Annotated in this window: 16 protein-coding genes; 6 read left to right on the forward strand and 10 right to left on the reverse strand. The window is 46.5% G+C overall.

What is annotated here, in order from left to right; translation table 11 throughout:
- Positions 1 to 36: 36 nt before the first annotated feature.
- The 10 genes from AABW11_RS00245 to AABW11_RS00290 all read right to left on the reverse strand — a co-directional run bounded on the left by AABW11_RS00245 (position 37) and on the right by AABW11_RS00290 (position 8624).
- Positions 37 to 849 (reverse strand): FixH family protein, encoded by an 813-nt coding sequence (locus tag AABW11_RS00245; RefSeq protein ID WP_340102477.1) that lies wholly within the window; start codon positions 847 to 849, stop codon positions 37 to 39.
- 187 nt (positions 850 to 1036) lie between these two features.
- Complete coding sequence (locus AABW11_RS00250; protein WP_340102478.1) at positions 1037 to 1480, reverse strand: hypothetical protein; 444 nt, start codon at positions 1478 to 1480, stop codon at positions 1037 to 1039.
- A 202-nt stretch (positions 1481 to 1682) separates the two neighbouring features.
- Positions 1683 to 2948, reverse strand: coding sequence for an NAD(P)/FAD-dependent oxidoreductase (locus tag AABW11_RS00255; protein ID WP_340102479.1), 1266 nt, complete (start codon positions 2946 to 2948; stop codon positions 1683 to 1685).
- Positions 2949 to 3324: 376 nt separating this feature from the next.
- A complete protein-coding gene (gene ltrA / locus AABW11_RS00260; RefSeq protein ID WP_340102780.1) occupies positions 3325 to 4458 on the reverse strand; it encodes a group II intron reverse transcriptase/maturase in 1134 nt (377 codons plus the stop codon).
- A gap of 138 nt (positions 4459 to 4596) precedes the next feature.
- Positions 4597 to 4884, reverse strand: coding sequence for a hypothetical protein (locus AABW11_RS00265; RefSeq protein WP_340102480.1), 288 nt, complete (start codon positions 4882 to 4884; stop codon positions 4597 to 4599).
- 537 nt (positions 4885 to 5421) lie between these two features.
- Positions 5422 to 5607 (reverse strand): DUF3565 domain-containing protein, encoded by a 186-nt coding sequence (locus AABW11_RS00270; protein WP_340102481.1) that lies wholly within the window; start codon positions 5605 to 5607, stop codon positions 5422 to 5424.
- A complete protein-coding gene (locus tag AABW11_RS00275; RefSeq protein ID WP_340102482.1) occupies positions 5604 to 5741 on the reverse strand; it encodes a hypothetical protein in 138 nt (45 codons plus the stop codon). Before AABW11_RS00275 ends, AABW11_RS00270 begins: the two co-directional genes overlap by 4 nt.
- Before the next feature lies 1 nt (position 5742).
- Positions 5743 to 6252, reverse strand: coding sequence for a hypothetical protein (locus tag AABW11_RS00280; RefSeq protein WP_340102483.1), 510 nt, complete (start codon positions 6250 to 6252; stop codon positions 5743 to 5745).
- A gap of 18 nt (positions 6253 to 6270) precedes the next feature.
- Complete coding sequence (locus tag AABW11_RS00285; RefSeq protein WP_340102484.1) at positions 6271 to 6639, reverse strand: group III truncated hemoglobin; 369 nt, start codon at positions 6637 to 6639, stop codon at positions 6271 to 6273.
- Between the two features lie 170 nt (positions 6640 to 6809).
- Positions 6810 to 8624 (reverse strand): hypothetical protein, encoded by a 1815-nt coding sequence (locus AABW11_RS00290; protein ID WP_340102485.1) that lies wholly within the window; start codon positions 8622 to 8624, stop codon positions 6810 to 6812.
- A gap of 138 nt (positions 8625 to 8762) precedes the next feature.
- On the opposite strand from AABW11_RS00290, the gene AABW11_RS00295 reads away from it, so the two are divergent.
- The 6 genes from AABW11_RS00295 to AABW11_RS00320 all read left to right on the forward strand — a co-directional run bounded on the left by AABW11_RS00295 (position 8763) and on the right by AABW11_RS00320 (position 12731).
- Positions 8763 to 8993 carry a hypothetical protein gene (locus AABW11_RS00295; protein ID WP_340102486.1) on the forward strand — a complete coding sequence of 77 codons (231 nt, stop codon included), beginning with the start codon at positions 8763 to 8765 and terminating at the stop codon, positions 8991 to 8993.
- 170 nt (positions 8994 to 9163) lie between these two features.
- Complete coding sequence (locus tag AABW11_RS00300) at positions 9164 to 10300, forward strand: multicopper oxidase domain-containing protein (RefSeq protein WP_340102487.1); 1137 nt, start codon at positions 9164 to 9166, stop codon at positions 10298 to 10300.
- Positions 10301 to 10414: 114 nt separating this feature from the next.
- Entirely contained in the window at positions 10415 to 10882 is a 468-nt protein-coding gene (locus AABW11_RS00305; protein ID WP_340102488.1) for a plastocyanin/azurin family copper-binding protein, read from the forward strand.
- 224 nt (positions 10883 to 11106) lie between these two features.
- Positions 11107 to 11820 carry an iron-sulfur cluster repair di-iron protein gene (ric, locus tag AABW11_RS00310; protein WP_340102489.1) on the forward strand — a complete coding sequence of 238 codons (714 nt, stop codon included), beginning with the start codon at positions 11107 to 11109 and terminating at the stop codon, positions 11818 to 11820.
- Positions 11821 to 11889: 69 nt separating this feature from the next.
- Positions 11890 to 12324, forward strand: a complete 435-nt coding sequence (locus AABW11_RS00315; protein ID WP_340102490.1) for a hypothetical protein — start codon at positions 11890 to 11892, stop codon at positions 12322 to 12324.
- The gene (locus tag AABW11_RS00320; protein ID WP_340102491.1) at positions 12324 to 12731 is read left to right on the forward strand and encodes a hypothetical protein; all 408 of its coding nucleotides are present in this window, start codon (positions 12324 to 12326) and stop codon (positions 12729 to 12731) included. Before AABW11_RS00315 ends, AABW11_RS00320 begins: the two co-directional genes overlap by 1 nt.
- Position 12732: the final 1 nt, after the last annotated feature.

Below are 12732 nucleotides of genomic sequence, written 5' to 3' on the forward strand. Positions count from 1 at the left end.
TAATAGATACCGGCTCAATTCACGATTTTCATTGATTTATTGTGCCTGAACGCTGTATTCAAACATCACTTCCGGCAGGGTTATATCGCCTGCAGTCAGGGTTACCGAGGTTGTCCAGGTTCCGCTCATGCTGTAGTTGATGGAGCCTTCGTAGTAGCCTGATCCCTCTGCTTCCGGAGAGGTAAACTCCGTTGAGTGACCGCTGCCGCCTCCCATATCCATGTACGGATAGATCTCCAGTTCAGCATTTTCCACAGGAGGGAAACTCATCATCGACTCTCTTGTGTGGACCATAAATCCCAGCGTGTTGTTGCCGGTTACCGGTTGCTTAGGATGTAGCCAGGTAATAAAATAGATCTTATCATTATCATCCCGAACACTGGTCAGCCGCCATGAGGAATCAACCTCTACGGGGATCTCCCCGGTAAGTATTTCCTGGTTCAGCAAAGTGATTTCAAATTCGATTGCCCAGCTTCCCATCGAACCGCTTGCCATAATAAATATAGCCATGTTTGAGTAGTAGCGATCATCTTCCGGGGCAACTTCCGGCTGCTGGTAAGGCGTGGAGTGCATCATATTCCCCATATCCATCATCGGCGTGATGGTTATTAATTCGGGAGTCACGAGGTCTCCGCCGCGCTCAATTTTCCAGTAGAGTTGATTGGCTCCGGTTTCAAGCGTGGATTCTGACTCCAGAGAGATTTTGTAGTCATCTGAAGTTACAGATCCGATTGTGACGAGATCCAGTTCAGGTTCTGAATCGGAACTGTTTGTAACGTCGCAGGATGCAAGAGTGAATACGAGTAACGCAAAGGCTGTAAGGGTGCCCGCCCATCTTAGAAATGTCATATAATTATACCAACAGGTTTAATTTGTTTGATAGAGATGCTGCCGGTCACAGGGTGAACGATCAATCAAATAGGGTGCTCTTCACGCTGCCCGTTAAAAAATTAGACGGTGCGACGGCTGTAGGTTGATTCATCAGTCACGGTATTCTGTGTGCGACAGACGTTGATTTAAGAAGAGATATGACAGATTAAACCTGTGGAGGGCGGAGCAGGTCATCTAAACTTCCGGTGAGCAGAGTTGAAATCGGCTCAGAGGGTAAGTAGGACATTGTTGTTCTATAAAAAGGCGCAGATTCAGGAAAGTAATACGCCGTTAGACTATTCGTGAACACAAGCTGTGACGCTGTGGTATTCGGGGTGTGGTCTTTTGTGAAATAACATGTACCGGGCTTATCGTGGTCATCTGATTGATGCTCAGAAGCGCTATCCATGTCGTGATGATGGCAGGTGCACACCGTTTCTGCCTCATCAGTTTCGCAGTAGCAAAACGAAACCTCGCAAATAAAATTATCATATCCGTGGTGGGCGTGATTCATCACCAGGCCTGTTGCAAGCCATCCGCCCACATTCCACAGCATCACGATCAAAGTGATCAGGGCGGTATACTTACGATATGTTAAATTAAGACTCATTTGTCTTAAAATAACTCAGTATTGTGAAGAATGTTTGAAGAGCTTATTTAAAAAAAATGATGAAATAGTTAATTGTATATCAACATATTTTACATGTAACATAAAACTGGCGATAGCGGTTAGGCAAGAAACGGCGGGCTTTCAGTTCCCGCTTTGGAAATAAGCTTTTGTCTACGGTTCTGTTGTTAAACTATGGGTAGCCTTACAAGAGGGTGTGGTCGCCAATTACTTTACTCAAGCCAACGCCCCAGTGTGGTACTTTGCCACCTAAGGTATAATACATTTTTTTGAAGCCCATTTTGAGGGCATAAGGCGTCACGCCCATTTCCAGATGCGATTCCTCTCCGCCCCACCATTCATCTGTGCGCATATAAAAACCCTTGATGCCGCCCATGTCACCCATGCATAGCAGCTCAAATTTCATCGGTTCAATATCACCTTCTATTACACCCAGCTCTTTAGCTATGGTATTGGTCAGCACTTCGGCTTCCATGTGGCCCAGCGAACCGATCTTGGGTACCGTTATTGAAGCAGCATCACCGACTGCAAAGATGTTTTGATAATCGGGATTTCGCATATACAAATCAGTTACAACAAAGCCTTTGTCATCCGTGAATGGTAACTCTTTAAGAAAATTATGGGCTCGCCAATCGGGAAAAATAATGGCTATTTCAGTTTCCTGTGATGAACCGTCATTGAATTCAATTCCGTCTTTATGAATCCTTTTTATCCCGCGGGTATTTGCCTGGTAATTATATCCCTTTTTATCCATCATGGGCAGAAGCTCATCAAGAATAGTCTCACCTGCATCTTCAGCAATAACTTTAGCCGGGGTTGATAAATAAATGGTAGATTCATCCCCTTTCTGATGTTCTCCTAACCAATGTGCCAGCGAGAAAGCCAGTTCAACAGGCGGGCCTTCGCAGGCGGTTTCCGCTACGGGCAAGCCGTCGGGAAGCTTATCACTCTTACCCTGATGAAACAGATCTGAAGTGAGGCCGATAGGTCCGCCCTTGTATTCTTCATGCAGATAATTTCTTAAGCGATTTCCCAGGAAAATATCCGTAACACTATGGCCATATTCACTAAATCCATCAACCGCATCGTAGGCCAAACGGTTACCCAATGCTACAATTAAATAGTCGTATTGCATTTCACGAACCGGATGTCCGGAGCGTTCATTAGGTTTGTAAAACACTTTATTGACTTCGGGATCAATATCTTTTACTTCAGCCTGTATAAACGTACTGCCATCATCTTCCAAAAACGAGATGAACTGGAAATTCATATCAATGCCGGGATTTTTGTTCTCTAATACCTGCATAGGAATGTTTGGCACAAACGTAAGAAGTGATTTACGGTCAATGATGGTGATCTCTGCTTTGTCTTTTACAGCGTCGCGAATATATCTTGCGGTTGTAAGTCCTGCAAAATTGCATCCGAGTATAACGATATGTGGACTTGACATGGTTTTTTATTTTAGGTTTCTCTTTTATCTGTATAAATGCCACTATCTAATAATCACTCTTTCTCTCTATATTAAAATACGACTTAAATCAGCCATATGCACTCTTAAACCTGTATTATTAAGGGGTTATTCAATAAACTCAATCTTTTTATTTGAGTCTCTGAACCATGAATGTATGGTTTTTTAGATGTCAACGGTCAGGTATAATTTGAAAAGTATTCATGACAACTTCAGCTGTAATTATCCACAGGCCTATTGGTTTGGCTTCACATGTTACAAGTCGAGTAGCCAAGGGGAATTTCACCCCAAGGCTCTCACAGAACCGTACGTGATAGTCTCCCATCATACAGCTCCTGTCGTTGAATCGCTATGGATTTCACGGATGAACCAGGCTCCAGTGAGCAAACAACCTTGGATTGGCTTTATATACTTGCTTCAGCCAATGTACAGCTCGTTTCTTAGAGAACCTGCGGTTCCATTTGAGCCATTTAATCAGCTTTAGGTTTAATACTCGCCATACCCATGTGGTTGTCCACTTACTCCATCGGCAGTAATAGTTCATCCATCCCCGGATACGCACGTTAAGCAGTTTGGCCATGTGCTGAATCGTGCCCTTATACTTGTGCAGATTCAGCTGTTTCAACTTCTCCGTTACGGAGACTTTTGCTTTTCTGCTCATAGAAGGCACATACAGTAATTGCCATCCCTGTTCAGTATTGCATATGCGCGGGCGGAATGTGTACCCCAGAAAATCGAAGCTTGTTTGGCTTTGAGTCTCTCGGCGTCGCCGGTCCTTGCAATACACAATATGTGTTTTCTCCGGGTGAAGTTGGAGATTGCATTCCTCCATCCGGGCAGTAATTCGTACTTTAATGAACTCTGCCTGTGCTTTGCTTCGGGTATGTACGACAATATCGTCAGCATACCGTTCAAACGGAATGGTCGGATGATGCTTTCTCATCCACCCGTCAAACCCCACGTGCAGATACAGATTCGCCAGCAATGGACTGATGACTCCACCTTGGGGTGTCCCTTTACTGGTGGAGATTCGTTGTCCATCGGCCTGAACAACCTCAGCTTGCAGCCACCTCTTCACATACATGCACACCCAGTCGGGGGCATGATAGTGCCGGAGGGCGTTAAGCATCAGCTCGTGATCAATGTTGTCAAAGAATCCGGCAATGTCCAGATCAAGCACCCAATCATAGTACCGGCATCGGTAGTTAGCCTTTGCCAGTGCCTGATGGGCACTCTTGCCCGGTCGGTATCCATAGCTGTCCTCGTGGAAGATCGGTTCCAGTTTAGGCTCCAGCCACGTCTTGACGACCTGTTGGGCAATACGATCTGCCACAGTTGGTATCCCCAAACTGCGCTGACCACCGGACTTCTTCGGAATCTTTACCTGTTTTACCGGAGGTGGAAAATAACTGCCGGAGCTTAGCCGGTTCCACAGTTTGTACAGGTTTCTCGACAGGTCGTCGCTGAACGCATCCAGGCTTACCTGATCGATACCCGCACTTCCCCCCGTTGGCTTTTACCTTTCGGTAAGCCCTCCATACCATCAGCTTGCTGATGGGTTGCGATTTTGTCTCATAATAGTCAGTCATCCCAACTTTGTTGGTTGTTGATTGTTATGCGACCCAACGACTCAGCCCCCTCGCTCCTGCCTGCTTTCACAGGCTCTTGCCACTACTACGAGCTGATCCGCCCCGCCTGCCTGCCATCCGCCAGCTGGCGGACGCAGGGTTTCTGCTTGCACCCACTTGCACTCCCGGCAGGTCGGTTCCCTTGTTCCGTAGCAAAGCCTGACTCGATGTCCCGCGACCTTAACACCGCCTGCCGTACAGCCAGTATCAGCTTGCGCCCGCTGTACTTTGCCGGGGCACTCAGGTACTTCTCCGGTTCTGACAGAATCTGACGAATATCGATGCTTCAACAGTCGTTCACTTGCGTTCGGCTCATTCGAGTCTTACCTGATGAGTCGTCGCTCACCTTTTCCGTCTCGCTCAACACCCGCTAACGAGCACCAGACGGTGGTTTGAAGGCGCTGGCTGACAGCGCCTTCGGTAGGCCAACTACCATCTTTGCAACAGCATGTAAAAGAACACTTGCCATAAATGACAAGTTACCCTTTACTTCAAGGCACACACCTGAGTTCGATTATTAATCTCATTGAATGTGGTCAAAAAGTCCACTCCTTTCTCAAAGAAGGGATTTTCCCGAAGGGATCCGCCAGCTGGCATGAAGGGGTGGTTTTGCCTTGGCCATCCCTGGAATAACAGTATTTTTTGAGTCTAATTTGAGCTCGAAACCTAAAGCTACCACCCCCTGCCCCTCCTTACACAGGAGGGGAGTATTCTTGCCCCGATTTATAATCGAACTCAGGTTACAAATGCTTTCGGAACGCGATCAGCAATTAGCTGTTTGGGTTTGATAACAGTAAAATGTCATCATTTTACTGTTCGCTTAAACATTATTTATCACACTCTTTACATTCCAGCACTTTTCCCAATTTAGCGCGTCTGCCCTCTTCCGTTACAACCCACGGCCGAAGCTGCCATGGCGGGTCGTGCCTTACGTGTTGGGTGTGGCCACATTTAAGATCAGCTACCCAGTCTCCCTCCTCATCTTTATGAAATCCTGTGATGGGCTGTTTCATTTCGTGTGATGTTGTTCAACAATCTTTGCAATATCCAGTTTCTGTATGGCGCTTACAGCTGCTTCAATACAGGCGTTTCGAACACCTACTGCAAGTTGCTGTTCAGCTTTGAGTTCATCTAAACTATTATCCATGTTAATCCCTGTTCCGTGCTTGACGCCGGAGACGTTCATAGCGAATCTCTTCCTGGAACGCTGCATGACAGCTTACACATCCCTGCTGAATCATGTTGTAATGTTTCATCACTCTGTTCATATCCTGATTCTGTGCTGCTCCGCGCAGCGAATCTGCCGTGCCATGGACCACTTTATCATATGCCCCAAACTGCGACATGCGCTCGCCGAGTGTGTTTTGAACCAGCGAACGGCTTTCATCAGACAGCGGAGGATGATCATTTATATTTGCGGCACCCTGCTCAATCAGGTCAAAGTTTTGCGTGAAGATACCTTCGTTGATGGTATGCATATCGATCATCAGCATGCGCATGATCGTGGGTAGTTCCAGCGGTTGAGTGATGCTTTCTGTTTCAGCGTCCTGTTTGGAATCGGTATCCTGGTCCTGATTCTGGTAATGTGCAACCGCCAATCCGGCAAATACCAGCAGGAAGAACGACCCGGTTAGTATTGTGTTGATATTGTATTTCATAAAGCTTGTTTATGGGTTCTAATATTTTCCTTCCATCTTCATTCTCAAAGAAAATGATGCCGCAATTTTGGATGCCATCTCCTTGGCATGTTCGGCCTTTGGTCCTTCAAAATGATCATCCACCGTCTCTACGAACAGACCATACCAAAGATGAAAATCATTTTCTTCAAGAGGAAGCGGCATATGCTTCCGAAATGGCTTCCCCTTATAACGGCCGGTTTGAAAGATCAGGTTCGACCAGAAATCAACCATCCGGGGCAAGTGATGGTCCCAGTCTACATCGGCTACATCGCTGAAGATATAGTTCAGTCGCTCATTATTCTGAACACGTCCGTAAAAGGTCTCTACAAGCAGGCGAATGTCGTCATCGTTGCGAATATCTTTCATGGCAGATTCTGTTTTATGTGAATTCAATTTATAAATCAGACCTGACAGCGTCCGCAGGTCCTGTGAGCGTCGGGGCATATTTGGGAAAACCTCCAAGGTTTTAAAAACCTTGGAGGTTTAGTTTTTAAATCGTTTTGGTAAACCTATCATGCACTCTCCTGTATTTCGCTCTAAGCCTCCGCCATCTGAGTCTCGAACAGTATAGTAAGCCGCAGCCGCTGCTCTTCAACCGTCTTTTTTAACGATACAAGGTTTTCATCGCGATATGGTTTCTTAGCTGAAATTTCCATGCAGAGATCAATCCCCTTCTCGAGGTTGTTCCTCATCTTCCCAAGTCTTCTCCACTGCTTTTTATCTTCAGGGCCAATTTGGGTAGCCAGCTCGCTGACGTAATCCACATACATCACTAACTCTTTGGCAAACATGTGGGGGCGATCTTCTGGCACCAGGGATTCGCCGCGTCCATAGATATGATCCACCATCTCATCAAGAGAATATTCCCTGCTGAACCACGCAATATTGGGTCCCGGGCAAATCGCCTGACGACCATACGTCGGCTTCATAATTCCCAGTCGAATTAGCGATCCCGTACCAAGATTTGTGCAGAGGCAGGTTTTTTCCATCACCCTGTTTTTTTGCTTCTCTTTATCCTCATCAGGAAGATCACTCTCATGTATGGAGCTGATTTTCAAAATCTGGTATTCAGCCGAGGCTGTACAGATTGGATTCTCGGTAAACTCCGTATTGGAGACCAAAAATCCTTTTGGGCATTTTGAGCCCGGTTTTCCTTTGGCGACCAGTTCTTTGGTATGAATTTCTGACCCTGATCCGCGAATATTATTAAACGGAACGCCCAGTGGCGATACGTTACTCAGGTACAACTCCTTTTCACCGGCACTGGCTAACAGTTTTGATGTAAATTCATCCACGCAGGTAGCTTCGGGCACAAGCAGGAAAGGGCTCCCCCATCCTGTTCCATCCATCTCAAAATCTTCCAGCAGCCGACGCATTTCGCCATTCGTACCAATTCCGCCCTGTACGGTTATTTTTGGTTTGATGTCTTCTTCAGACAGATCCGGGTAGTCCCAACCCATCGTTTCATAAAAGTTTTTTACCATAGGCTGAAACGTTTCCACGAGCTGTTCCCGCTTTTCGCGAAACTCCTGCAGCAGCACCGGCATCAGGTGCCCGTCAGACGCAAATGCGTGTCCGCCACAATTCAGCCCGGACTCAATCCGAAATTCGGCCACTTCAATACCTTTCTTTGCGAGAAACTTACCCTGGATCAGCGCCGAACGGAAATCACTCACTTTCAAAATAACTTTCTTTTTGATCTGCCCGGTCGCATCCCGGTAAAAATCCTGAAAATCAGAAAGATAGCTGTACAGCCGCGGATTAAATCCCGCTGACAGTACCAGTCCTGTTGATGAGAGTTTACTATTAGCATATCCGCGCAGAGCCGCACTGGCATCGCTGAATTCCGAGCTCATTGACTGGTCATCCTTATCCGTACCAAGGGCATCCACCTTCGCCATAATATTTACATCAATGGAACCCGGCTTCATTCGCTCAGTTAAATCCCCAATCAGGCGAGCTCTCATCTCGGCATCGGTGAGAGATTCAATAAACTGGCAGGCACTTTTCAGGGAGTTTGACTGCGGCAACAGATTAAAGTATCGGTCTTTTTCCGATCCCTCCAGTAGCTCCATGCTCTTTAAATTTTCAAACTTCCGGGTGACGATCTCACCTACCATATCAAGATAAGCCGTGATCCGCTGCGCTCGTCCATCTGCTGCCGAGACCGGAATATTCGTGTAGGGTAAATTGAATTCTTTGCAGTAATGCTTTCGGATTTTTTCACAAAGCAGGTCATCAACCACCGAAATAACGGAGTTGATACCGAGATGTGCTACGCGGATGGGGCTATCTATGGAGTGTCCTGTGCCCATAACAGGAATATGGAACTGATGTTGGTTTTGTATCATGGAGTTGGAGTGTAGTCTTTGTTGTTATGTATCGAAAAACCAAAATACGGATGTTTTATATAATAAGACAGTTTACTCTTTTATCTAATTTATGTCATTTGTACTTAAGTTCATCTCATTCAAACCAAGGTACTATCGATGAAATCAGTTTACTCAATTATACTACTTCTACCCTTCGACACAGCGGTTCTTCAGCCCGTGATGCCGATGGCAGAGTATGTGGTATCAAAAATAAATCTGGTAGACTTGTTTGATTCCAATGGTAAATTTGATGTTATCGCAGGCGGGAAAGAAAATATAAAGCTCATCTTGTTTTTAACAGCAGCCGTACTCCCGGGGATTTTGGCAGCCTTTTATATGGTTACATAGTAAAATCAAGGGGTTAGATTGTGACGGATAAGGACAGAAATTTTATAAGACAACTTTATCTTAAATTCATATTTCGCCTGTAACTTATCCATCAAACGCGGAAATGCAGACTTGCAACTCTATATAAGACAAAAGAGTCTTTTATATTTAAATAACAACTACCTATTATTATGAAATCTCTATATCAAATATCTACAGTGGTAATGATACTCATCGTGTTGCTGGGCGTGGGCCGGGCAACTGCTCAATCGCAGGAATACATGATGGACGGAATGACCTTTGGAATGCCCGAGGCAGAAGTCTTTACTGAAGATTATGACGGCCCGATAGTGGTGGGTGAGTATGTTACCATGCTGCCTAACCTGGCCCCGCTCGACTATGAAGGAAACAAACATCACGAGATCCGGCTGGACACCTTTACCCAGGAAATTGAGGTGGCCAATGGCGTCCGATACCGTGCATGGACCTTCGGCGGCATGGTTCCCGGCCCGGTCATTCATGTTCGCGAAGGCGATCGAATCACATTCACCATGAAAAACCGCTCAGATGAAGAGGTCGTGATTACCGATCCGGGTGCGACACCCTCATCCGATTATGCACGGCAGATTGCCGAAAACAATTACATGGATGCTAAACCCGCCACGATGGCGATGCCCCACTCCATGGACTTTCACGCCGGCACAGTAGCCAAAGATGACAAGTGGAGAACCATCGCACCCGGAGAAACCATCAAGTTTGACTGGGTGGCTAACTATGCGGGAACCTACATCTACCACTGCGGCACGCCAAGTGTGCTGATGCATACCGCCATGGGTCAGCACGGTGTGGTGGTCGTATCACCTAAAGAAGGTTATCAGACTGATTATGAAGTAGACCGCGAATATGTGGTGGTTCAGTCTGAATACTACCTGAAGAAAGGTTCGGGCGATCTTTACCAGTATGATTTTGAAGCTGCGCAAAGCGTGAATCCATCCCATGTGGTCTTTAACGGTCATCAAACCATCCTTCACGATCAGCCGCTTGTAGCAAACGAAGGTGAACGCGTACGACTTCACGTTTCAAACAACGGGCCCAGCGGAACATCAAGCTTCCACGTGATCGGCGCAATCTTCGACCGCGTCTGGCTGGAAGGTCATCCGCAAAACGAAATGCGCGGCATGCAAACCGTGCTTTTGGGCGCATCCGGGTCTGCAACGATGGACTTTATCGTCCCGGAGGAAGGCAAGTACATTCTGATTGATCACGAATTTGCCGATGCTGAAAAAGGAGCCACCGGAACACTGAAAGCCGGGCCGCGACAAAGATAATTTATAGGAGAATATCCGGCTGATATCTAAAAAGTTAGCCGGGTATTATCCAATACCATCAAATAATTCGAAGTAAATCAAACCAATTTTTTAAACCTAAATAGAACAGCCATTATGAAAACTATATTTAAAACACTCCTGATTACACTTTTTGCAACACTGATATCAATCAATGGATTTGCAAATACAGGCACTGATGAGGTCCGAGAATTAACAATTAAAGGCACAGATAACCTGAAGTTTAGTGAAACCCTGATTGAAGCCAGTCCCGGCGAAACCATTCGGCTCACATTTGAAGTGGTAAGCAACATGCCCAAAACAGCAATGGGGCATAATATTGCTATTGTTGATAAAGATGCCGACGTACAGAACTTTGTCATGCAATCTATGTCTGCCGAAGACAACGAATACATCGCCCCTGCCCTGGAAGACCAGGTGGTTGCCTTTACCAAAATGATAGGTGGCGGTGAAACATCCGTCATTGAATTTACGGTACCCGACGAACCGGGCGACTATGTGTATGTCTGTACATTTCCGGGCCACTACTTCGCAGGAATGAAAGGCATTCTTCGGGTAAAATAATAATTGAAGAACCTATAGTTTTTGTTCAATATAGAGTTTATTCAGGAGTGTCCCCCTTCGAAGGGGGCAATGGGGGATGATCAGTTATGTTTCAGAACCAAGTTCAGGGCAGCTCGAAACTAAGACAGTCATCCCCCAGCTCACTCCGTTCGCCTCCCCCTTCAAAGGGGGACTTTCTACAAATGAAATTTATTAATCGAACTAAGTATAAATCAAATATGAACATGAGTTTAAAACAGAGCACCATCGGTGAAATTGTAAGCGATAACTATCATGCAGCAGGCGTATTCCGGGAGTATGGAATCGACTTTTGCTGCGGGGGCGATAAGCTTCTGAGTGATGTATGTGAAAGTAAGGGAATCCCGTTTGAGGAGGTTACCAATAAGCTGAAGTCGGCCCCGTGGGTCAACCGCACCAGCGGCGATAATTATAACGACTGGTCACCCGACTTCCTGGTAGACTACATCATAAATACCCATCATACATTCGTTCGGAAAAAAACTGACGAAGTGGCCGGTTATGCGGCAAAAGTAGCAAAAGTACATGGAGAGAGTCATCCGGAAAACGTGGAGATCTTTAAAAAATTCATTTCTCTTTCTAACGAGCTGATGGAGCATTTAAACGAGGAGGAGTCTCGAGTTTTTCCACTGATCAAAAAAGTGTACGACAAGCGTAAGAACGGACAGCAACCTGATGAGATTGAAGTTTCGGAGCTAAAAGCTGAACTTGATCAAATGGTAGATGAACACGAAGTTGCCGGTTCACTGATGGGTGAGATTCGTTCATTGAGCAACGGGTTTACGCCACCGCAGGATGCCTGTGCCACATACAGAATTCTCTACCAGAACCTGGCCGGATTTGAAGAGGATCTGCATAAGCATGTGCACCTCGAGAATAACATCCTGTTCAAGAAAATGGAACGGCTGATCGCGGCCTGATTAACCAAATATCTAACCCTCCAAGGGTTCCAAACCCTTGGAGGGTTTTTTAAAAAAAGCAAAGCACCCATGCCTCCCGTCACACGATGGTTTATTAAATCCGGAATGATCTGGTTCGCGCTGGGCGTCACCCTGGCATTCGTTGCCGAGTTTCCGGGTGTACAAGGCTCAGCCCTTTTGCTGCCGGTCTACTGGCACATGCTCGTCATTGGCTGGATTACGCAGGTGATTATGGGGGTGTCGATATGGATGTTTCCGCGCAAGAAACGGAATCGTAAAAAGGAGCAGTCCCTCCTTGCAACCGGAGCGTTTTTCCTGCTGAACGGGGGGCTTCTTGTCCGTTTTTTATCTGAACCATTTCTGCCTCTTGTAACTGATTCAGCAGTTGTGCCGATTGTGGTCATTGTTTCCGGAATCATGCAAGTTGTCGCTATCATACTGTTCATTGGAGAAATTTGGCCGAGGGTGCAGCCGAAGCGGAAACGTAAAAGCGGGGGAACCTGATGCCCTCCCAGACCGTGTGGATGATACGACTCTCTCTCAGCTACCTGCTTATTGCTATCCTCATCGGAGCGCTACTTCTGGTGCATAAAGCTATTCCGATACACAATGCCATTTGGGGGCTCCTGCCAATCCATTACGAGATGGCCATCTGGGGCTGGCTGGTCCAATTTGTGATGGGAACGGCCTACTGGATGTTTCCACGTCATTTGAAGGATAAAGGCAGAGGGTCACCGGCCCTTGCGTGGTGTGTTGTAGCGGCGATGAACCTAGGCCTTTGGGTTTTACTTGGGTCACACCTAACGGGAGATTACATGGCGGCTGCCGGGCGGGGCCTGCTTCTGATTGGGGTGCTGCTTTTTGCCGGGCTGATGTGGAACCGGGTCGTAAGTTACAGGAACCGGAAATAAT

This window comes from Rhodohalobacter sp. 8-1 (genome assembly GCF_038150125.1).
In the GTDB taxonomy this organism is placed as follows: Bacteria; Bacteroidota; Rhodothermia; order Balneolales; family Balneolaceae; genus SW132.

What these genes read in the sequence shown, in the direction of transcription:
- AABW11_RS00245 (WP_340102477.1), bottom strand. Translation starts at nt 849, where the DNA reads ATGACATTTCTAAGATGGGCGGGCACCCTTACAGCCTTTGCGTTACTC.
- AABW11_RS00250 (WP_340102478.1), bottom strand. Translation starts at nt 1,480, where the DNA reads ATGAGTCTTAATTTAACATATCGTAAGTATACCGCCCTGATCACTTTG.
- AABW11_RS00255 (WP_340102479.1), bottom strand. Translation starts at nt 2,948, where the DNA reads ATGTCAAGTCCACATATCGTTATACTCGGATGCAATTTTGCAGGACTT.
- AABW11_RS00270 (WP_340102481.1), bottom strand. Translation starts at nt 5,607, where the DNA reads ATGAAACAGCCCATCACAGGATTTCATAAAGATGAGGAGGGAGACTGG.
- AABW11_RS00275 (WP_340102482.1), bottom strand. Translation starts at nt 5,741, where the DNA reads ATGGATAATAGTTTAGATGAACTCAAAGCTGAACAGCAACTTGCAGTA.
- AABW11_RS00280 (WP_340102483.1), bottom strand. Translation starts at nt 6,252, where the DNA reads ATGAAATACAATATCAACACAATACTAACCGGGTCGTTCTTCCTGCTG.
- AABW11_RS00285 (WP_340102484.1), bottom strand. Translation starts at nt 6,639, where the DNA reads ATGAAAGATATTCGCAACGATGACGACATTCGCCTGCTTGTAGAGACC.
- AABW11_RS00290 (WP_340102485.1), bottom strand. Translation starts at nt 8,624, where the DNA reads ATGATACAAAACCAACATCAGTTCCATATTCCTGTTATGGGCACAGGA.
- AABW11_RS00295 (WP_340102486.1), top strand. Translation starts at nt 8,763, where the DNA reads ATGAAATCAGTTTACTCAATTATACTACTTCTACCCTTCGACACAGCG.
- AABW11_RS00300 (WP_340102487.1), top strand. Translation starts at nt 9,164, where the DNA reads ATGAAATCTCTATATCAAATATCTACAGTGGTAATGATACTCATCGTG.
- AABW11_RS00305 (WP_340102488.1), top strand. Translation starts at nt 10,415, where the DNA reads ATGAAAACTATATTTAAAACACTCCTGATTACACTTTTTGCAACACTG.
- ric (WP_340102489.1), top strand. Translation starts at nt 11,107, where the DNA reads ATGAGTTTAAAACAGAGCACCATCGGTGAAATTGTAAGCGATAACTAT.
- AABW11_RS00315 (WP_340102490.1), top strand. Translation starts at nt 11,890, where the DNA reads ATGCCTCCCGTCACACGATGGTTTATTAAATCCGGAATGATCTGGTTC.
- AABW11_RS00320 (WP_340102491.1), top strand. Translation starts at nt 12,324, where the DNA reads ATGCCCTCCCAGACCGTGTGGATGATACGACTCTCTCTCAGCTACCTG.